General features: G+C 72.9%; 18 protein-coding genes. 13 read left to right on the top strand and 5 right to left on the bottom strand.

Annotated elements, in window-relative coordinates; genetic code table 11:
* Window positions 1-4 precede the first annotated feature (4 nt).
* The 5 genes from HD593_RS30695 (at window position 5) to HD593_RS30675 (ending at window position 7,536) form a co-directional block, all read left to right on the top strand.
* Complete coding sequence (locus HD593_RS30695) at window positions 5-1,438, top strand: amidohydrolase family protein (RefSeq protein ID WP_185105473.1); 1,434 nt, start codon at window positions 5-7, stop codon at window positions 1,436-1,438.
* Between the two features lie 49 nt (window positions 1,439-1,487).
* On the top strand, window positions 1,488-2,288 hold the full coding sequence (locus HD593_RS30690; protein ID WP_185105472.1) for an IclR family transcriptional regulator domain-containing protein: 801 nt from the start codon (window positions 1,488-1,490) through the stop codon (window positions 2,286-2,288).
* A gap of 109 nt (window positions 2,289-2,397) precedes the next feature.
* Entirely contained in the window at window positions 2,398-4,434 is a 2,037-nt protein-coding gene (locus tag HD593_RS30685; RefSeq protein WP_185105471.1) for a M14 family zinc carboxypeptidase, read from the top strand.
* Complete coding sequence (locus HD593_RS30680; protein WP_185105470.1) at window positions 4,434-6,977, top strand: M14 family zinc carboxypeptidase; 2,544 nt, start codon at window positions 4,434-4,436, stop codon at window positions 6,975-6,977. The genes HD593_RS30685 and HD593_RS30680 overlap by 1 nt, the downstream gene beginning before the upstream one ends.
* Window positions 6,978-7,035: 58 nt before the next feature.
* Window positions 7,036-7,536 (top strand): GNAT family N-acetyltransferase, encoded by a 501-nt coding sequence (locus tag HD593_RS30675; RefSeq protein ID WP_185105469.1) that lies wholly within the window; start codon window positions 7,036-7,038, stop codon window positions 7,534-7,536.
* Here HD593_RS30675 and fusA read toward each other — a convergent pair.
* Window positions 7,533-9,542, bottom strand: a complete 2,010-nt coding sequence (fusA, locus tag HD593_RS30670; protein ID WP_185105468.1) for an elongation factor G — start codon at window positions 9,540-9,542, stop codon at window positions 7,533-7,535. The genes HD593_RS30675 and fusA overlap by 4 nt on opposite strands.
* A 371-nt stretch (window positions 9,543-9,913) precedes the next feature.
* On the opposite strand from fusA, the gene HD593_RS30665 reads away from it, so the two are divergent.
* The 3 genes from HD593_RS30665 (at window position 9,914) to HD593_RS30655 (ending at window position 11,900) form a co-directional block, all read left to right on the top strand.
* Window positions 9,914-10,630 carry a GNAT family N-acetyltransferase gene (locus HD593_RS30665; protein ID WP_185105467.1) on the top strand — a complete coding sequence of 239 codons (717 nt, stop codon included), beginning with the start codon at window positions 9,914-9,916 and terminating at the stop codon, window positions 10,628-10,630.
* Window positions 10,627-11,499: a lysophospholipid acyltransferase family protein gene (locus tag HD593_RS30660; protein ID WP_185105466.1), complete on the top strand. Its 873-nt coding sequence runs from the start codon at window positions 10,627-10,629 to the stop codon at window positions 11,497-11,499. Before HD593_RS30665 ends, HD593_RS30660 begins: the two co-directional genes overlap by 4 nt.
* 131 nt (window positions 11,500-11,630) lie before the next feature.
* Window positions 11,631-11,900 carry a WGxxGxxG family protein gene (locus HD593_RS30655; protein ID WP_185105465.1) on the top strand — a complete coding sequence of 90 codons (270 nt, stop codon included), beginning with the start codon at window positions 11,631-11,633 and terminating at the stop codon, window positions 11,898-11,900.
* Between the two features lie 72 nt (window positions 11,901-11,972).
* Here the strand turns inward: HD593_RS30655 and aztA are convergent, their stop codons facing one another.
* Both aztA and HD593_RS30645 read right to left on the bottom strand, forming a co-directional pair.
* A complete protein-coding gene (gene aztA, locus HD593_RS30650) occupies window positions 11,973-12,686 on the bottom strand; it encodes a zinc ABC transporter ATP-binding protein AztA (protein WP_185105464.1) in 714 nt (237 codons plus the stop codon).
* Window positions 12,687-12,745: 59 nt separating this feature from the next.
* Window positions 12,746-13,510: an SDR family oxidoreductase gene (locus HD593_RS30645; protein WP_185105463.1), complete on the bottom strand. Its 765-nt coding sequence runs from the start codon at window positions 13,508-13,510 to the stop codon at window positions 12,746-12,748.
* 68 nt (window positions 13,511-13,578) lie between these two features.
* On the opposite strand from HD593_RS30645, the gene HD593_RS30640 reads away from it, so the two are divergent.
* Together HD593_RS30640 and HD593_RS30635 are read left to right on the top strand one after the other, a co-directional pair.
* The gene (locus tag HD593_RS30640; RefSeq protein ID WP_185105462.1) at window positions 13,579-14,187 is read left to right on the top strand and encodes a TetR/AcrR family transcriptional regulator; all 609 of its coding nucleotides are present in this window, start codon (window positions 13,579-13,581) and stop codon (window positions 14,185-14,187) included.
* Between the two features lie 466 nt (window positions 14,188-14,653).
* Complete coding sequence (locus HD593_RS30635; protein WP_185112224.1) at window positions 14,654-15,811, top strand: magnesium and cobalt transport protein CorA; 1,158 nt, start codon at window positions 14,654-14,656, stop codon at window positions 15,809-15,811.
* Between the two features lie 545 nt (window positions 15,812-16,356).
* Here HD593_RS30635 and HD593_RS30630 read toward each other — a convergent pair.
* The gene (locus HD593_RS30630) at window positions 16,357-16,524 is read right to left on the bottom strand and encodes a hypothetical protein (protein WP_185105461.1); all 168 of its coding nucleotides are present in this window, start codon (window positions 16,522-16,524) and stop codon (window positions 16,357-16,359) included.
* A 143-nt stretch (window positions 16,525-16,667) separates the two neighbouring features.
* Here HD593_RS30630 and HD593_RS30625 point away from each other — a divergent pair, with 143 nt between their 5' ends.
* Window positions 16,668-17,276: a sensor histidine kinase gene (locus tag HD593_RS30625; RefSeq protein ID WP_312904457.1), complete on the top strand. Its 609-nt coding sequence runs from the start codon at window positions 16,668-16,670 to the stop codon at window positions 17,274-17,276.
* A 236-nt stretch (window positions 17,277-17,512) separates the two neighbouring features.
* Window positions 17,513-18,535 carry an ABC transporter ATP-binding protein gene (locus tag HD593_RS60500; RefSeq protein ID WP_221525069.1) on the top strand — a complete coding sequence of 341 codons (1,023 nt, stop codon included), beginning with the start codon at window positions 17,513-17,515 and terminating at the stop codon, window positions 18,533-18,535.
* On the opposite strand, the gene HD593_RS30615 is transcribed toward HD593_RS60500, so the two are convergent.
* Window positions 18,453-19,277 (bottom strand): helix-turn-helix domain-containing protein, encoded by an 825-nt coding sequence (locus HD593_RS30615; RefSeq protein ID WP_185105459.1) that lies wholly within the window; start codon window positions 19,275-19,277, stop codon window positions 18,453-18,455. The two genes, HD593_RS60500 and HD593_RS30615, sit on opposite strands and share 83 nt — an antisense overlap.
* A 131-nt stretch (window positions 19,278-19,408) precedes the next feature.
* On the opposite strand from HD593_RS30615, the gene HD593_RS30610 reads away from it, so the two are divergent.
* On the top strand, window positions 19,409-20,134 hold the full coding sequence (locus HD593_RS30610; protein ID WP_185105458.1) for an alpha/beta fold hydrolase: 726 nt from the start codon (window positions 19,409-19,411) through the stop codon (window positions 20,132-20,134).
* The last annotated feature ends 283 nt before the right edge of the window (window positions 20,135-20,417 follow it).

The raw sequence follows: 20,417 nt of genomic DNA, 5'->3' as shown, positions 1-20,417 counted from the left end.
TGCCATGAACGACTTCGAGGCCGGACGCCCCATAGTGCTGCGCGGCGGCACCGTGCTGCCCATGGACGGCCGCCGCGTGCTGCCCGAGACGGACGTCCTCGTCACCGGGGACACGATCGCCGCCGTCGGCCCCGGCCTGGAGGCCCCGGAAGGCGCCGCCGAGATCGACGCCTCCGGCGGCATCGTCATGCCCGGCATGATCGACACGCACCGCCACATGTGGCAGACCGCGCTGCGCGGCTACGGCGCCGACTGGACGCTCACGCAGTACTTCGTCTGGTTCTACCTGGAGTACGGCAAGCTGTTCCGGCCCGAGGACGTGCACGCGGGCAACACGCTGGCCGCGATCGAGGCCCTGGACGCCGGCGTCACCACCGTCGTCGACTGGTCGCACGGCCTGCGCACCCCCGACCACGCCGACGCCGCCGCCGACGCGCTGCGGTCGGTGCCGGGCCGGTACGTGCTCGCGTACGGCAACATCCAGCAGCCGCCCGCCGAGTGGGCGACGGCGCCGGAGTTCCGCGACTTCGTGCGCAGGAGGATCACCGGCGACGGCATGCTCGGCTTCCAGATGGCGTTCGACGTGCTCGGCGACCCGTCGTTCCCCGAGCAGCCCGCTTTCGAGGTCGCCCGCGACCTCGGCGTGACCATCACCACGCACGCCGGCGTGTGGGGCGCCACCGGCGACGACGGCATCCGGCTGATGTACGAGCACGGCTTCATGACTCCCGGCACCATCTACGTGCACGCCGCCTCGCTGTCGGCCGACTCCTACCACCGCATCGCGGCCACCGGCGGCTCCATCTCGGTCTCCACGGAGAGCGAGCAGAGCGCGGGCCAGGGCTACCCGCCCACCTGGGCCATCCGCTCGCACGGCATCCCCGTCTCGCTGTCCATGGACACCAGCGTGTGGTGGAGCGGCGACCTGTTCTCCGCCATGCGCGCCACGCTCGGCGCCGACCGCTCCCGCGAGCACCTGGAGGCGCACGCCAAGAGCGAGACGGTCACGCACTGCGCGCTCCGCGCCGATCAGGTCGTGGACTGGGCCACCCGGGGCGGCGCCGCCGCCATCGGCCGCGACGACCTCGGCACCCTCGCGCCCGGCCAGAAGGCGGACCTCGTGCTCATCAAGAACGACCACTCGCCCGTGTCGTTCCCGGTGCTCAACCCGTTCGGGCACGTCGCGTTCCAGGCACAGCGCGGCGACGTGCACACCGTGCTCGTGAACGGCCGGGTCGTCAAGCACGAGCACCGCCTGGCCGGGATCGACCTGGCGGCCGCGCGGGCCGCGGTCGAGCGCACGGTCGACTTCCTCAAGGGCGAGATGGGGGAGGAGGCCTGGGAGAAGGGCATGAACCCCGACATCCCGACCACCAAGGTCCTCGACAACCCCTACACCTACACCGACTACCGCAGCGACTCCACCCACCGCCTGTAGGAGACCCTAAAGTCGGATCGAGCAGATCCAGAAACGAGCGAGGGCGTACATGGCACGTGGTGAGACCGGACCTGACTTCATCGAGGCGCTGGCACGCGGCCTCGACGTCATCAGGGCCTTCCAGCCGGGCCGCCCGGTCATGTCGCTGACCGAGGTGGCGACGGCCGCCGGCCTGGCCCGCCCGACGGCCCGCCGCATCCTGCTCACCCTCCAGGAGCTGGGTTACGCCAGGCCGGAGCAGGGCGGGTTCGCGCTCACGCCGAGGGTGCTGGAGCTGGGCGTGTCGTACGTGCGCTCGATGGGCCTGTGGGAGGTGGCCCGCCCGCACCTGGAGCGGCTGGTCACGCTGACGCGCGAGTCGTCCTCGATCGCCCAGCTCGACGGCTCCGACATCGTGTACGTGGCCAGGGTCTCCGTCCCGAAGATCGTCGCCCTGTCGGTGCAGATCGGCACCCGCTTCCCGGCGCTGCAGACGTCCCTGGGCAAGGTGCTGCTGGCGGCGCTGCCGCCGGCCGAGGTGGAGCGGGTGCTGTCCGAGCCGAGCCGCTCCGGCATCGAGCCGCGCTGGCGCCCGGACGCCAGGGAGCGCGAGGCGGCGCTGCGTGCGGTGCGGGCCAAGGGCTGGGCGATCACCGACGAGCAGCTCGCGCTGGGCATCAGGTCGGTGGCGGCGCCGCTGCGCGACGGCCTGGGCAACGTGATCGCGGCCGTGAACGTCAACGCGCACGCCGCCGAGACCTCACTCGAGAAGCTCACCGAGGAGCACCTGCCGCTGCTGCTGAAGACGGCGAGCGCGATCAGCGCCGACTGGGCGGCCTACGACGCGGTCCCGCACGTCACAGCGTCATGACCGAGCACCTCGGGTGGTTTGTCCGAGAGGTCGTGAATTTCCTGGGTCTTGCCGGTTGGTGATTGTCGGCTTTCAATGAGCCCCAGAAGGGATCTTTCTGGAGGGGTACATGCACGGCTTACGGGCGTCCGCAGTCGTTCTGCTGACCGTCGTCACGACCTTGTTCCTGGCACCCGCGCCATCAGTCCCGGCGGTCGCCGGACCCGCCGACCCGGAGCCGGTCTCCCTGGTCACGCTGTCCGTGCCGGACGCGGCCGCCATGGAGCGGCTCGTCGCCTCCGGCGCCGACCTCACCGAACGCGTACGCCCGCAGGCGGACGGCAGCGTCCGCATCGACGCGGTGCTCACGCCGAGCCAGCTCGCCGCCCTGCCCGCGGGCGTCACCCGGGCGTCCGGCAGCGCGCCGCCGGCGGCCCGCACGACCACCACCGTCACGCAGCAGGACCAGCTCGTCGTCGAGCGGGCGGTCTGGTTCAGGTCCCGCGACGGGTACTTCCTGTCGGTCGAGGCCAGCAGCTCCGCCGCCCAGGCCGCCACGCTCACCGTCACCTGGCAGGGCAGGCGCGGCACCACCGGGCAGGCCGAGATGATCGCGTACGTGGACGCGGGCGCGTACCTGGGACACCAGTTCAGCACCCCCGTCCCCGCGGACGACCGGCCGCACCGCATCACCGTCACCTCCACCGGCGGCGGCAGGGCCGAGGCCCGCGTCGGCGAATGGCCCGACGGCGAGCGGCCCGACCACACCGGCCGCGGCTACCAGAAGGACTTCGTCACCCAGTACATGCCGCCGGCCCAGCTCAACGAGCGCATCAAGGCGCTGCACCGGCAGTTCCCCAAGCTCACCGACCTGATCGCGCTGCCGCACAAGACGAACGGCTACCGCAGGCACGCCCAGGCGCTGATCGGCACCCCGCCCGGCGCGGCCGTCGTCGTCACCTCGGCCGCGTACGGCTCCGAGGGCGGCAACGACCTGTCCGTCGAGCTGGTCAACCCCGGCGCGCCCGACCGGCCGCTACAGGTCACCGTCAACGGCAAGCTCATCACCGTCAGCCTGGCCACCGACGGCTCCGGCACGCCCGTCAGCACCGCCGCCCAGGTCGTCGCGGCCGTCAACGCCGTGCCCGGCATCCCCGTGAGGGCCGCCCTCTACCGCACGGACCCGGGCGCCGGCGTCATGGCACCCGCGCCGCCGGTCCAGCTCGACGACTTCCTCAACGCCCCGGCCGACGTCTCCCGCGCGCCCGCGACCGTGCTCGCGCTGCGCATCGGCGAGCGCCGCGATGGCTCGCGCACCGGCGTGCTCGCCTACTCGCAGGAGCACGCCAGGGAATGGGTGACGCCGCTGGTCACGATCGAGGCCGCCGAGCGGCTGCTGCGCAACTACGCCCGCGACAGGGTGACGCGCCGGCTGCTGGAGCGCACCGACATCTTCATCGTGCCGACCGTCAACCCCGACGGCGCCAACTACAGCTTCTACGACTTCAACTCCCAGCGGAAGAACATGACGAACCACTGCCCGCCGCAGCAGTCCGACCCGGCGCTGCGCAACACCTGGGGCGTGGACGTCAACCGCAACTACGCCGTCGGCTCCCTGTCCGACGGCTACTTCGGCGCCTCGGCCAACTGCCAGAGCGGCACGTACGCCGGCCCCGGCGAGCACTCCGAGCCCGAGAGCCGCAACGTCATCTGGCTGGCGCAGAAGTACCGCAACATCAAGTTCGCCATGAACGTGCACAGCTACGGCGGCTTCTTCATGTGGCCTCCCGGCGCGTACAAGCTCGACGGCCGCGTCACCCTGCCCAGGCCCTCGCAGCAGGACCTGGCCTACTTCCTGCGCTCGGCCCGCACGATCGAGGAGGCCATCGCCGGCGAGCGGGGCACCGTCATCTGGCCGCAGCAGACCGGGCCGGTCACGGACGTGCTGTACTCGGCGGCCGGAAACTCCGCCGACGAGCTCTGGTACGACTTCGGCATCTACGGCTGGGACTTCGAGGTCGGCGCCGACCTGTGGAACCCGGCGACCCGCACGTGGGAGGGCGTGGGCTTCCAGCCGCCGTTCGAGGAGGGCCACGCGGAGGCGATGGAGTTCGCCTCGGGCCTCATCTCGCTCATCGGGATCGCCGCCGACTACAGGGAGCGTTGATGCGCCGTCTTCTGGCCGTGACCGTCGCGGCCGCACTCCTCGCCATGCCCGCACCGGCCGCCCTGGCCGATCCGGCACCGCCCGTCAGGGACTTCGGCAACGGCCCCGAGCGGAACGAGGTCGCCGCGGGGGTGCCCGAGCAGGCCGCCGCCCTCGACGCCAGGGCCATGCCCGAGGCGCAACCGTACGGGCACTCGCGCGAGCGCGGCTACCCGCGCCAGACGAGGCTGCCGCTGCCGCCGGCGAACCCGGCCGACTCCTCGATCAAGCTGGGCCTGGTGCCGTACCACGGCATCGCGCCCAAGCTGAACGAGCTGCAGCAGCGCAGCAACCGGGTGAGCGTGGAGATCATCGGCCGCTCGTACCAGGGCCGCGACCTCTACCTCGTCACCGTCACCGAGCCGGAGAGCGAGGCCAGGGCGCGCGAGCAGGAGCGCATCCGCGAGCGCATCGAGCACGACCCGGCCGCCGCCGCCCGCGACCGGTGGCTCGCGGCGCGGTACAAGGCGCCGATCTTCATCAACGCCAACATCCACGGCAACGAGTGGGAGGGCACCGACGCGTCCCTGCGCACCATCGAGCAGCTCGCCACCAGCAAGGACCCGGCGGTCGCGAGCCTGCTCGCCCGCAACCGCCTGTACTTCAACGTCACCGCCAACCCCGACGGCCGCGTCAACGGCGTGCGCCAGAACGGCGCCGGCTTCGACCTGAACCGCGACTTCGTCACCGCCTCCCAGCCCGAGGCGCGCGCGATGCGCCAGGCCATCATGGACACCCAGCCGGTCGCCCTGGTCGACCTGCACGGCTACGTCAACGGCACGCTCATCGAGCCGACCACCCCGCCGCACGGCGCCAACTACGAGTACGACCTGTTCATCACCAACACCTACGCCAACGGCCTCGGCATGGAGGCCGCCGTCAACGCGCTCGGCTACACCCCGGAGAAGGACGGCGTGGAGCCGGCGCAGATCCCGTTCCGCGACTCCACGGACGGCTGGGACGACTGGCCGCCGATCTTCACCCCGCAGTACGCGCCGTTCCACGGCACGGTCGCCGCGCACACGGTGGAGATCCCCCTCGACGTCAACGAGCCCGCCTACAGCAACGAGCCGGTCGAGGAGCTGCGCCGCCGCTCGGCCATCAACACCGACGTGGCCGCCGCGGCGGTGCGCGCCACCTACGGCTTCGTGCAGGCCCGGCACGACCGGCTGATCGCCGACCAGATCGAGGTGTTCCGGCGCGGCGCGGCGGGCGAGCCGGCCAAGGAGGTGCCGCTCGGCATCGTGCCCGGATTCGGGCCCGAGGACGTCTACACCACCACGTTCCCGCGCGCCTACGTCATCCCGGCGGGGTCCGGGCAGCGCTCGGCAACGGCCGCCGCACGCCTCGTGGACCACCTGGTCGCCAACGACGTCCGGGTCGAGCGGGCGCGGTCGGCGTTCCGCTCGGGCGGCAGGACGTACCCGGCCGGCTCGTACGTCGTGGACATGCGGCAGCCGAAACGCGGCCTGGCCAACGTCATGCTGGAGCCGGGCGCGGACATCTCGCCCAGGGTCGGCGCCATGTACGACATCTCCGGCTGGAGCCACGCCCTGCTCTGGGGCGCGACGGTCGAGCCGGTCGAGTCGCTGCGCGCGCGTACCGAGCCGGTCAGGGCCGCCGCCCCGACAGGGTCGGTCCCGCGCACTCCCGGCGCGCTCGCGCTGGAGGTCGGCGACGCCAAGGAGGTCAGGGCGCTCAACGACCTGCTCGCCCAGGGCATCGCGGTGACCTGGGACGACGGCACGGCGATCGTCCCCGCCACGGCCAGGCAGGCCGCCAGGACGGTCGCCGACCGCTACGGCGTCGCCTTCACCCCCGCGGGCACGGCCACCGGCACCCCTCTCGCTCCGGTGCGCGTGGCCGCCGCGGCCTCCGCCGACGAACTGTTCACGCTGCGCGAGCTGGGCTTCCCCGTCACGCCCGTCTCCACCGCGATCCTGAACGCGGGCTTCGACTGGAGCGCCACCGACGTCCTGTACGTCTCCAGCGGCCTCAGCCACGCGGCGCTCAACCAGGCGGCCAGGACGGCACTCGAGGCGTTCCTCGCCACGGGCGGCGTCATCACCAGGGGCCGGACGGGCGCCACCTTCAACACCGCTGCCGGCCTGCTGACCGCCACCACGGTGGCCGGGAACGCGGACGGCAACGGCGTGGTCCGGGTCGTGTCCGCCGACGACGGCCTGCCCGGCCACTCGTTCGTGTACTCGCCGCTCTGGTTCACCGGCCTGGGGCCCGAGGTCACGGTCGAGCAGTCGTACGCGGCCGACGGCCCGCTGGTCGCCGGCCACTGGCGGCCCAGGGAGGACGGCTCGGGAGGCGGCCAGGAGCAGGCCAGGGGCCAGGCGGCCGTGGTCAGCGGCAGGGACGAGCGCGGCGCGGCCGTGGTGCTGTTCGGCACCGAGCCGATGTTCCGCAACCATCCCAAGGGCCTGTTCGCCCAGGTGGCCGGTGCGCTGTACTGGTCGTCCTCGGTCACGGGGGCCGCCGTCACCACTCCATGATCGAACCTGCTATGTTCTACCTTCCGGCCGGGTTCGCTCCCGGCCGGAAGATCTCTTTATGACTTCCCCACCTGTGACCGTGCGGCCGATGACCGCCGCCGACCACCCCACGGCCGAACGGCTCTGGCTGATGTTCCGCCACGACATGGCCGACTTCCAGGGCGGCCTGCCCAGCGCCGACGGCACCTACCACAACGACCGGCTGCGCTCGGCGCTGGCCGACGACGACTGGGCCGCCTACCTGTTCACCAGCGGCGAGTCGCCGGTCGGCTTCGCGTTCGTGCGCGCGCTGTCCGGCCCGGCACGCGTGCTGAACAGCTTCTTCGTGGTCCGCGGCGCGCGCAGGGCCGGCATCGGGATGACCGTCGTGCGAGAGGTGATCGCGCGTCACCCCGGCCCCTGGCGGGTCGCCTTCCAGGACGCCAACACGACGGCCGTCGCGTTCTGGCGGCGGGTCGCCTCGGAGATCGCCGGCGCCGCGTGGACGGAGGAACGCCTGGCCGTGCCGAACCGGCCCGACGTCCCTCCTGACGTCTGGATCTCCTTCACCGCCGGTTAGGCGGGGGCGTACCCGGCGGGGCGCGTGGTGAACGTGCCCCGCCCCTGCGTACGGCTGCGCAGCCGGGTCGCGTACCCGAACACCTCGGCCAGCGGCACCACCGCGGTGATCACCACCGCGCCGGCCCGCGCCTCGGAGCCCGAGATGCGGCCCCGCCGCGCCGACAGGTCGCCCAGCACGGCGCCGGCCATCTCGTCCGGAACGGTCACCGTCACCTCCACCACCGGTTCCAGCAGCACCATCGCGCACTGGCGCAGCGCCTCGCGCAGCGCCAGCCGGCCGGCCGTGCGGAACGCCATCTCCGAGGAGTCCTTGACGTGCGTGGCCCCGTCGGTCAGCGTGACCCGCAGCCCGGTCACCGGGTGGCCGCCGAGCGGCCCGCCGGACAGCGCGTCCCGGCAGCCGGCCTCGACCGCGCGCACGTACTCGCGCGGCACCCGGCCGCCGGTCACCGCCGAGGCGAACGCGAAGCCCTCGTCCAGCGGCTCGACGTCGATCACCACGTGGGCGAACTGCCCGGCGCCGCCGTCCTGCTTGACGTGCCGGTACAGCAGCCCGGACACGCCACGCGCGACCGTCTCCCTGAACGCGACCTGCGGCCGCCCGACGCGTACCTCCAGCCGATGGTCGCGCCGCAGCTTCTCCGCCGCCACCTCCAGGTGCAGCTCGCCCATCCCGGACAGCACGGTCTGCCCGGTCTCGGCGTCGGAACGCACGGCCAGCGAGGGATCCTCCTCGGCCAGCCGGGCCAGCGCCGCCGCCAGCCGGTCGCCGTCGCCGCTGCCGCGCGCCTCGACGGCCACGGACACCACCGGCTCGGTCGCGCCCGGCGGCTCCAGCAGCAGCGGGGCGTCCGGCGCGCACAGGGTCGTGCCCGTGCGGGCCGCCTTCGGCCCGACCACGGCCACGATGTCGCCGGCCACCGCCCGGTCCGCCTCGGCGTGCCGGTCGGCCTGCACCCGCAGGATCCGGCCGATCCGCTCGGTCCGGCCCGTGCCCGCGTCCAGCACCGTGTCCCCCTTCCGTAGCGTGCCCGAGTAGATCCGCAGGTACGTCAGCCGTCCCGTCGCCGTCGCGCTCACCTTGAACGCCAGCGCGGCCAGCGGCGCAGCCGGATCGGCCGGGCGGGCCTGCCCGTCCTGCCCGCGCACGGCGGGCACGTCCAGCGGCGAGGGCAGGTACCGGACGACGGCGTCCAGCAGCGGCTCGATCCCGCGGTCCCGGTAGGCGGAGCCGCACAGCACCACCAGGCCCGCGCCGGCGGCCGTCAGCTCGCGCAGCGCCGCCACCAGCGTCGCCTCGGAGACCGACGGCTCGGCGCAGAACTCCTCCAGCACGCCCGGATGCAGCTCGGCCACCGCCTCCTCCAGCAGCCGGCGCCGCCGCCGAGCCTCCTCCAGCAGGTGCTCGGGCACCGGCCCGGTCTCCAGCACGCCGCCGTCCCAGACCAGGGCCCGCATGGCGAGCAGGTCCACCACGCCGGCGAAGCCGTCCTCGCGGCCGATCGGGAGCTGCACGACCAGCGGCGCCGGATGCAGCCTGCGGCGGATCGACTCCACCGCCGCGTCGAGGTCGGCGCCCGCCCGGTCCAGCTTGTTCACGAACGCGATGCGCGGAACCCCGTGGCGGTCGGCCCGCCGCCACACCGACTCGCTCTGCGGCTCCACCCCGGCCACGCCGTCGAACACCGCGACCGCGCCGTCGAGCACCCGCAGGGAACGCTCCACCTCGTCGGAGAAGTCGACGTGGCCAGGGGTGTCGATCAGGTTGATCCGGTGCCCGTCCCACTCGCAGCTCACCGCGGCGGCGAAGATCGTGATGCCGCGGTCGCGCTCCTGGGGGTCGAAGTCGGTGACGGTCGTGCCGTCGTGCACCTCGCCGCGCTTGTAGGTGGCGCCGGTCAGGTACAACATCCGCTCGGTGACGGTGGTCTTGCCCGCGTCGACGTGGGCGAGGATGCCGAGATTACGGACGGTCTGCAGGGGATTGAAAACGTGAGCACGCACGGCCCATGACCCTTTCGGGACTCATGTCGGACAGGACGGCGCGATTCGGCGGCCCGCGAAGGGTCCCAGGGGAAGCGTCTTCGTCAGGGCAGCAACCAGTGGCGGCCGCGCGGCCGGCACCGGGCGCGCGAAGACACCAGGATCACCTCGTAACGCGCCGGGGAGACGGCGGCAGCGGTGCTGTGGTCGCGCACGGCCGGCTCCCTTCCTTGATCACGTCATCGGCGTCGGTGGGAAGTGTAATGATCCGGGTGACGCCCGGGGAAACGATTTTTTCTCACGGTCGCCTGGCTGCCCCCAGCGCGAGACGTGCACGTCATTTACGCATGTCGACATAGGCGCGAGAACCCTTCAGGGAAGGACGCGCGCCCATGACGATCTCTCTTGACACCGGTAGGTACACGGTCGGCATGGCCACCAGCGCCGCCGACCTGCGGGCGGCCCAGCGGCTGAGATACGCCGTCTTCGCCGGGGAGATGGGGGCGCGGCTCGACAGCCCGGTCTCCGGCCTCGACGCCGACCGGTTCGACGCCTACTGCGACCACCTCCTCGTCCGCGACGGCGAGGAGGTGGTGGGCACGTACCGGCTGCTGCCTCCCGGGCGCGCCGACCGGCTCTACTCCGACGCCGAGTTCGACCTCGCCCGCCTCGCCCCCATCAGGAAGGGGCTGGTGGAGGCCGGTCGCACCTGCGTGCACCCCGGCCACCGGGACGGCGCGGTGGTCGCCCTGATGTGGGCCGGCATCGCCCGCTACATGGTCTCCGGCGGGTACCAGTGGCTGGCGGGCTGCTGCTCGGTGCCGCTCGACGACGGGGGCGCGCTGGCCGCCGCCGTGATGGACCGGGTGCCGCTCGGCCCCGAGGAGCACCGGGTGCGGCCGCGCACGCCGTGGCGGCCCGGCCGGGTGGCGCTGCCCGACCGTTTCGTGCCGCCGCCGCTGCTGCGCGGCTACCTGCGGCTGGGGTCGTGGGTGTGCGGGGAGCCCGCGCACGACGCGGACTTCGGCACCGCCGACTTCTTCATGCTGCTGTCCATGGCCAATGTCAACGCCCGCTACCTGCGCTATTTCCTCGGCGAGCCCCTGTGAGCACCGTACTGCCGCCACCCGCGGCGCAGCTCAACCCCTGGCGGCCCCTCGGGCCGTGCACGCCCGCCGCCTGCATCGGCGACCCGGCCTCCGCGGTGGGCCGCGTCCGCCGCACCGCGCGCCTGCTGGCCGCCGTCGTCGTGGTGCTGGTCGGCGTGCCCGTGGCCGTGGTCGCCCGCGCGTTCACGCAGGCGCGCATCACGCGGCTGTGGGCGCGGCTGATGCTCCGCGCCCTCGGCATCCGGCTGGAGGTGAACGGGGCCGGCGCCGCCGCCGGGACGGGAACGCTGGTGGTGGCCAACCACATCTCCTGGCTCGACCCGCTGGTCATCGCCGCCGCGGTGCCGTCCAGGCCGCTGGCCAAGCAGGAGGTCGCCGGCTGGCCGGTCGTCAGCACGCTGGTGGCGGGGGCCGGGGCGCTGTTCATCGACAGGGAGCGGCTGATGGCGCTGCCGTCCGCGGTGGCCGCCGTCGCCGGCGCGCTCAGGGCGGGCGACACGGTCGTCGCCTTCCCCGAGGGCACCACGTGGTGCGGGCGGGGGATGGGCGGGTTCCGGCCCGCGGTGTTCCAGGCGGCGATCGACGCGGGGGCCTCCGTCAGGCCCGCCGTGCTCCGCTACCGCGAGGGAACGGAGCCCTCCACCCGCGCCTGCTTCGTGGGAGACGACTCGCTGCTGGCCTCCGTGCTGCGCGTGACCGCCACCCGCGACCTGGCCGTGGAGGTGACGCTGATGGCCGCCATCACGCCCGCGCCCGGCCTCGCCGGCCCGCCGGCGAGGGCGGAGCTGGCCAGGATCGCCGAGGCGCGCGTACGTGCCGGTGTGCGTGCCGGTGTGCTGGGGCGCCACCTGCCGGGAGAAGGCGTTTGATGCGGCCTGGACGATGGTAGGGGGCTCTTAGCAGGGGATCTGGAGATCGCCCCGCTATCGGAAGCCTTCGTCGGAGAAGGCGTGATAGGCGGTCTCCGCGGTTGTAGGGACCGCCGGATCGGGGGAACCCAATGCGCAAGACCCTCACCGGGCTGGGCCTGGCGTTCTTCTTGACGCTAGCACCGGCCGCTGCGGCGACGGCCGACACACCCGTCGAGCCGGTCGCACAAAGTCAGGTGACGCCAGCACCGCAGGACAACACCAGGGACGAGGGCGGCGGCAACGCCGGCCTGTGGGGCCTGCTGGGCCTGCTCGGCCTGCTGGGCTTCGCCGGCATGCGCAAGCAGCGCAACCACGTCGGCACCGCGGAGCACGTCCCGCACCGCACCACGCGGCCGTAGCAGGGCCGGCCCCGGCCTCGTGCCGGGGTGACAGCTCACGAGGTGACACGGCTGCCTGGCAGGTCAGCCGTGTCACAACATCGATCGACTCCATCCGACGCCGCCGACCGGCGGCGTCTCAGCAGCCAGTACGGACGTCGGCAGCCCCTGCGCGACCAGCCGGCCCTCGTCGAGGAGCAGGCAGTGGTCGGCGGCCATGGCCGCGCCCAGGTCGTGGGTGACGTGGACGATCGTCACCCCGCGGGCCCGCTCCCGGTCGAGCACCCCGGCGATGTGCTGCCTGGCGGCCGCGTCCAGGCCGGTCGTGGGCTCGTCCAGCAGGAGCAGCCAGGGCTCCTGGGCGAGGCCCTGGGCCAGGAGCACGCGCTGGCGCTGGCCGCCCGACAGCGTGCTCAGCCGGCGCGCGGCCAGCGCGGACACGTCCAGCTCGGCCATGCACGACTCCACGATCGCCCAGTCGTGGGCCGTCAGCCGCCGCCACGGGCCGCGCGACGCCCAGCGGCCCATCGCCACCGTGTCGCGTACCGTGATCGGCAGCGCGTCGGAGACGGCGTCGCGCTGCACCACGTACCCGGGCCGGCCGGCGCCGCCGGGCTCGACCGTGCCGCGCACCGGCCGGATGGTGCCGGCCAGCACGCCGAGCAGGGTGGACTTGCCCGAGCCGTTCGGGCCGACGACCGCGGTGACGGCCCGCCGGGGCAGCCGGGCCGACACGTCGCGCAGGACCGTCCTGCGGCCGTAGCCCGCCGTGACTCCGCTGAGCACGACCGCGTCGCCGAACTCCACGAGACCTCCTCAATGCTTTGGCATGATAACCGTTTTCATTATTCTAGTGGTAGTGCGCGTCAGGTGCGCGGTCCCAGGAACAGGCCGCCGCTGGCGTCGATGACCTGGCCGGTGATCCAGCGGGCGGCGTCGGAGGCGAGGAACGCGACCACATCGGCGACGTCGCCGGCGTCACCGAGGCGGTCGAGCGCCGTCGATCCGGCGATGAACCCGGCCAGGCCGGGCGCCTCGAAGAAGGAGTCGTTGGCGGGAGTGCGGGTGGCGCCGGGGGCGACCGCGTTCACCGTGATCCCCCGGGCTCCGAGCTCGTTGGCCAGGGTCAGGCTCATCGTCTCGATCGCGCCCTTGGTCATGGCGAAGGACGTCTGGGCGGGGTTGGCCATGCGGGTCGCGACGGACGAGATCGTGATGATGCGGCCGCCGTCGCGCAGCAGGGGCAGCGCTCGCTGGATGATGAAGTACGGCGCCCGCACGTTCACCGCGAAGAGGTGGTCGAACTCGGCCCGGGTCGTGACTCCGAGCGGCCCGGCGGGCTGAGCTGCCGCGTTGTTGACGACGATGTCGAGCGGCCGTCCGGCCAGGGCCGCCTCGACTCCCGCGAAGAGCCGCTCGACATCGCCGTCCACGCCCAGCTCCGCCTGGACGGCGAGGGCGGTCCCGCCGCCGCGCTCGATCTCGCCGACCGTCGCCTTCGCGCCGTCCTCGCCGGCGCCGTAGTGCACGATCACCAGCGCTCCCCTGGCCGCCAGCCGGGTCGCGATCTCCTGGCCGATGCCACGGGACGCTCCCGTCACCAGGGCCGTCCTGTCGTTCAGACCGTTCATGTGTGCCACCTTGTTCTGTTAGTCACTACCAACATGGTAGTTGCTATCACGATGGTAGTGTCTATCACATGTCCGCAACTCTGCGAGAGCAACGTCGGGCCCAGACGCGGCGCACGATCCAGGCGCACGCGATACGGCTGTTCAGTGAGCGCGGATACGACGCCACGACCATGAACGACGTCGCCGAGGCGGCAGGTGTGTCGCCCATGACCGTCTACCGGCACTTCCCCACCAAGGAAGACCTCGTGCTGGTCGACCAGTACGGCGAGGCCATCGCCGAGCGGATCGCCGCCTCGCCCGCCGGCCAGCCCCTGGTCCGCCGCATCGGCGGCGCGCTCATCGACGAGGCCGCCGCCCTGACCGGCGGCGACCTGGCGGGGGACCGGCGGTTCCTGCTCGTCCGCCTCCAGCTCATGATCTCCACGCCCGCCCTGCGGGCCAGACACCTGGACAACCAGTACGCCCTCCAGCAGGCCATCATCGGCGCCCTGGGCGACGAGGCCGCCGATCCCGACAGGGCGTTCCAGGCGCAGGCGGCGGCCAGCGCCTGCCTGGCCGCCCTGCACACGGCGCTGGTGCGCTGGGCCGCCGACGACGGGCGGCCCGACCTGCCCGGCCTGATCGGAAAGGCGCTCGCGGCCGTCTTTGGCGACGACGCCATCGGACCCGCCCGATGACCCGACTCGCCGATGGCCACTCGGATCCCGCGGCCCCGTCACCCAGGCGTGTCATCACCTGACAGGTCCGCGAGACGCCCGGACGCCCGTCGGCCCGCCTTCCGCCCGGCAGCACGAGCGCCGCGCCTGCCGCGCTGAGCGCCGAGCCTGCCGCGCTGAGCGCCGTGACTGCCGCGTCGAGCGCACAGCCTGCCGCGACGAGCGCACCGGCATGCGCGCACGCCCTCTCATGCCCGTTATGCCCGCCCGAAGGGGGACGTGCGGTATGTTGGACAGGTTCTTCCGGAGGCGCCGGGACCCGGCCCGAGGGCGAGGAGGTGAGGCTGCATGAGCAGTCAACCTCCTAGTCGCACCCGCTGAGCAGTCCGCTCCCTTCCCCTCTTCACCCGCGCCATGACGCCACGCTGCGCGCATGCGTCGCCGTGCCCTGCGGGTTCGATCCTGGCCCCCGGAGGTTCCCGTGATGATGTCCGATTGGCGGTCGCGTGTCCTGCGTCCCGTCCGCCGTAACGCCGCCCCCGCCTCCCGCCGGCGCGAGCCGTCGCCCGAGGAGTCGATGGATCCGCGCGGCCACCGGCCCGCCCACCCCGCCGAAGGCCAGGTCGTGGACGCGGCGCTCTACCGCGACGGCAAGCGCATCGACACCCCCGCCACCCCCGACCGGGTACGCGCCCGCCTGCGCCGGCGGGAGCCCGGCACCATGGGCTGGCTCGGCCTGTTCCAGCCCGACGAGGCGCACCTGTCCGCCCTCGGCCGCGAGTTCGGCCTGCACGAGCTGGCCATCGAGGACGCCGTCGTCGCCCACCAGCGGCCCAAGCTCGAACGCTACGGCGACACCCTGTTCGTCGTGCTGCGCGCCGCCCGCTACGACGACGCCGCCGAACAGGTCGAGTTCGGCGAGATCCACCTGTTCACCGGCCCCGACTTCGTCCTCACCGTCCGGCACGGCAACGCACCCCCGCTGCACCCGGTCCGCGAACGCATGGAAGCCGACCCCGGCCTGCTGGCCCGCGGCCCCGAAGCCGTCCTGTACGCCGTGCTCGACCACGTCGTGGACGGCTACGCCCCCGTCATCGCCGGCCTGCAGAACGACATCGACGAGATCGAGACCCAGGTGTTCGGCGGCGACCCCGGCGTCTCCCGCCGCATCTACGAGCTGTCGCGCGAGGTGATCGAGTTCCAGCGCGCGACGCGCCCGCTGCTGGCCATGCTGGACGGCCTGACCGCCGGCTTCGCCAAGTACGGCACCGAGGAGGAGCTGCAGCGCTACCTGCGCGACGTCGCCGACCACGCCACCACCGTCGCCGAACGCGTGGACGGCTTCCGCCAGATGCTCGCCGACATCCTCACCGTCAACGCCACCCTCGTCTCCCAGGCCCAGAACGAGGAGATCAAGCACATGACCGAGGCCAGCCTCGCGCAGAACGAGGAGATCAAGAAGATCTCCTCCTGGGCGGCCATCCTGTTCGCGCCCACCCTGATCGGCACCGTGTACGGCATGAACTTCGAGGCCCCCGGCATGCCCGAGCTGCGCTGGGCCTACGGCTACCCGTTCGCCCTCGGCCTGATGATGCTGACCTGCCTCAGCCTGTACGCCATCTTCAAACGCCGCAACTGGCTGTGAAGGGGTGCGTCTGTCAGCGAGTTGTTGCGGGGACTTTGACCTGCTTTGAGCACGCTGCGGGAAGCATGGGGGAGGTGAGGAGCCCACCGGTGCGATCCGCGGAGGCAGTGCATGGTTCCTGTCGGCAGGCTGTCGATCCGGGCCTGTCTCACCCTGGCGACGGCCGCGCTGGCCGTGGCCGGGTTCGCGCTCGTGGGTGTGGTCGCGGATGTGCTGCTGCGCCGCAGCATCGAGCAGGGGGTGTTCGCCGACACCCAGCGGGCGGCCACCGCGTGGATCGGGTCGATGCGCCAGGCGCGGCCGCCGGCGCCGATCACCGGCTCGGAGGTCGATCTGCTCCAGCTCGTCGACCCTGCCGGACGGGTGGTGACGGCCAGCGAGGCAGCGGCCGGCCGTCCTCGGATGAGCAGCCTGTGGCCGCCGAAGGAGGACCGGATCCAGCATCGTACGGAGTGCCCGGCCGGCGGGGAATGCGTCATGTTCACCGCGAGCCGGGTCTCGCAGCAGGAGGCGGATCAGCTGTGGGGCGGCCGGCCCCATGTGGTCTACGCGGGGCAGGCCCGACCGCCCATCCTGGCCACGAACCGGCTGGAGCTGATGATGGCAGGCGGGGTGCTGGCCGGGGCCGCGCTGGCGGGGTGGATGGCGTGGACGCTCGTGGGACGGGCGCTGCGCCCGGTGGACGCGGTGCGTGCCCGGGTGAGCGAGATCACGGTGACCGACCTGGGGCTGCGCTTGCCGGAGCCGCCGGGCCACGACGCGTTCGCCCGGCTCGTCCGTACCTTGAACCAGACCCTGTCGCACCTGCAGGAGGCGGTGGAGCAGCAGCGCAACTTCGCCTCGATGGTCTCCCACGCTGCGCACTCCGCTGACCGGGTTGCGTGCCAGCGTGGAGGAGGCGCTGCTGTATCCCGACGTGGACGCCCGCGAGACCCTTCACGAGGTGCTGCAGGCGGCCGAGCGTTTCCAGACGATCATCAACGAGATGCTGATGCTCACCAAGGTGCGCACGTCGTCCCCGCACGACGTGGAGCTCATCGACGTGGGCGCCCTGATCCGCGAAGAGGTCGCCAGGCGCAGCCGGGACATCCCGATCCACGTGCGGGCCGACGACGAGGTGACCGTCCGCGGCAACGCGGTGCAACTGACCGAGGTGCTGACCAACCTCCTCGTCAACGCCCAGCGGCACGCGCACAGCCGGGTCGAGGTGACCGTCGGGCGCGATGAGGCCCTCGCCCTGGTCACGGTGTGCGACGACGGCGAGGGCATCTCGCCCGGGGACCGCGATCGGGTCTTCCAGCCCTTCGTGCGGCTGAGCGAGAGCCGCGAGCGCGACCCCGGCGGCAGCGGCCTGGGCCTGCCCATCTCCCGTGCCATCGTCCAGGCCCATTTCGGCACCCTGCGCATCGAGGACTCGCCGCGGGGCGCCTGCTTCGTCATCCGTCTGCCGCTCATCCGGTCCTGAGCCGGGATCGGCCGGCTCAGCGGATCTCGACAGCGGACCAGCCGAGCCCGTCGAGGTTCACGACGATCGCTTCCTGCGTCGTGCGGGCGATCGCGGTCGCCCCCCGGCTGCTGATCTGCGACGAGCCGGTCAGCGCCCTCGACGCGCGTCACCATCCTCGAACTCCTGCTACGCCTGCGCGAGACCCGCGACCGCGGCGTCCTGCTGATCACGCACGACCTCGGCTGCTCGGCGGCGTGGCGGACCGCGTCGTCGTGCTCTACCGCGGGCAGGTGGTGGAGACGGGCACCACGGAGGAGATCTTCGCGGCCCCGCGGCACCCCTCCTACACCCGCCTGCTCATGACGTCCGTGCCGTCGATCCGTGACGAGCAGCCACCGGACCCCCGTAGCGCGGCTGGCCTTGCGCGCCGAAGTGCGCGGCCTCGCCTCCGCCTCCGATCAATGGAGTACGACATGACGCAGAACGGCGACCACCACGCCCCCGACGGGCTGAAGACCAGAGGCACGGTCATCGTCGTGCCGGGCCGCGGCGAGACCCGCGCGACCTACGCCCGCTTCGGCTCGCGGCTCGCCCATGACGCCTACCGGGTACGGGTCGTGGACCTGCCGGCCGCAGGCCCGGCGTTCCTGGACGCCCTCGCCCGGCGGTTGTCGGAGGCCGTCGCCGGCATCGCGGCCGAGTACCCGGACGGGCTGCCGCGCCCGCTGGTGCTGGTGGGCGCCGACCTGGGCGCCGCCGGGCTCGCCGCCCTGCTCGCCACGGCAGCTCCGACCGCGGTCTGGTGGCCGCAGGCGGCCGTGCTCGCCGGCCTGCCCGGCAACGGCTCCCGGGCGGGCGGCCGGTGGGAGGACGAGCTCGACGTCCGCACCCACTGTCCCACCCACCGCGGCGACCTGACCGGTGACGCGGCCGTGGAGCGCGGCGCGCTGGCCGGTCCCGTGCCCCAGGACCTGCTGGACACGGCGTACGCGAGCACTGCCGGGATCCCCCGGCTCCTGCTGGCCGGGGACGCCGACCCGCTGGCGGACCGCGACGCGATCGCGCGAGCGGCCAGGACGCTGCCGAGGGCCCGGCTCGCCGTCGTGCGCGGCGCCCACCACGATGTGCTCAACGACCTGCAGCACCGCTCGGTCGCCGGCGGCGCGGCACCTGATCCCGGGACCGGACGCCCGCTCAGGTGGCCACCCGCATGGCGGACGCGAGGAGCGCCAGCTTGTCGGCACTGTCGGTGCCGGGGTCCGGGTGGAGGACGATGAGGGTCTGGCCCTTCGCGCCGCTGACGCCGAGTCTCTCCCGGTTCAGCCACAGCTCTCCGACCTGGGGATGGTCGAGGTGCTTGGGCGTGCCCTCGCACGTGTTCACGTCGTGGCGGGCCCAGAGCCTGCTGAAGCGGGGGCTGGCGAGGGAGAGCTCGCCGACGAGCTCGATGAACCGGGGATCGTCCAGGTCGGTGCCGACGGACAGGCGGAAGCCGGCGACCATCCCCTGCGCGGCGGCCTCCCAGTCCGGGAACAGGGCCTGCTCGGCGGGGTCGAGGAACACGTCCCGCAGGCGGTTGCGCCCCGCCAGGAGCCGCGGCGACAGAGCGGTGGCCAGCGCGTTGGCGGCGAGGACGTCGAAGTAGCGGCCCTCCACGTAGGCGGGCAGCGGGAGCGTGCCGATGAGCTTGGCGACACCCGCAGGGACGGTCTCCTTGCGGGGCCGCCGCCGTCGCCGGGGCTTTGCCGCCCCGAGGCCGAGCAGGTAGGCGGTCGCGTCGTCGTCGAGCCGCAGCACGCGGGCCAGGGATTCGAGGACCTGCGCGGAGGGGTTGCGGTCGCGGCCCTGCTCCAGGCGCAGGTAGTAGTCGGCGCTGACGCCCGCGAGCATCGCGACCTCCTCCCGGCGCAGGCCCGGCACGCGCCGTACGCCGACGGAGGGGATGCCGGCCTGCTCAGGAGTGACGAGCTCCCGGCGGGCGCGTACGTAATCGCCCAGAAGGTTGGATTCGTCGCTCATGTCCCCACGGTAACGCGTGCGCCTTCGTGCGTTCCTGGTCCTGCCACCCCCAGGATCGCGGCGGCCCTGGCTGAGCCGGCGGGCGAACGGAAACCTCGCTTGCGTCCCTACCGAGAGCAAGGAGTTCTCCCATGTCGACATATCTGCTGGTGCACGGAGCCTGGCACAGCGGGCAGTGCTGGGAGCGGGTCGTCCCGCTGCTGGCCTCGGCCGGGCATCGGGTGCTCGCGCCGTCGCTGACCGGCTACGGTGACAAGGCACATCTGCTCGGCCCCGAGGTGGGGCTGGACACGCACGTCGACGACCTCGTCAGCCTGATCACCGACCAGGGTCTCACCGACGTGATCCTCGTGGGTCACAGCTATGCCGGGCTGGTCATCTCGTCCGTCGCCAACCGCCTCCCGGACCGGATCGCCCACCTGGTCTACCTCGACGCGATGGTCCCGCAGGACGACGAGAGCGCGGTGGACGTGCAGCCGGTGACCCAGACCCTCATCGACCACGCCGAGCAGTCCGGGACTCCCTGGCGGATCCCGCCGATGCCCGAGCTGCCGCCGCCCCTGGGCCTGTTCGGGGTCACCGACCCGGCGGACGTGGCGTGGCTGCGGACGATGTTGTCCGACCATCCGGTGCTCTGCCTCCAGCAGCCGGTGCGGCTGGACAACCCGGCCGTACGCACCGTCTCGCGGACGCACATCCACTGCGTGGCCGGCGTACCGGAGGGTATCGAGCGGCGGCCGGTGCCGGCGATCCAGCCCAACGGCAGCCCGGCACAGGTGTGGGAACTGCAGACGGGACACGACTGCATGATCACCATGCCCGCCGAGCTCACCGAGCTGCTGCTCAAGCTCGGCTGACGCGGGGTCCACCAGCCGGAACGGGGTCCGGCGCCGCCGACCGGAATTTTGTCGGTGGCGTCGGGCAGAGTGATCGCATGAGTGACTCGCCCACCCCCACCGTCGTATCCGATGCTCCCGGCGTTCCTGCCGCACAGCAGCCCGCATCCACCGGAGCGGGCGCCGGCGCACGTGGTGACCGGGCCGGGAGCACTCCTCGGGGGGCCGGGTCGCTGCTCTGTCCCGCCTGCCAGGGAGTGATCGTGGGCGTGGACGCGGGAGCCTACACGGTCCTGCGCGGTCA

Source organism: Nonomuraea rubra (assembly GCF_014207985.1).
Lineage (GTDB): Bacteria > Actinomycetota > Actinomycetes > Streptosporangiales > Streptosporangiaceae > Nonomuraea > Nonomuraea rubra.
Note: the sequence above shows the minus strand (reverse complement) of the source record. Positions and strands in the feature narration are given on the sequence as shown.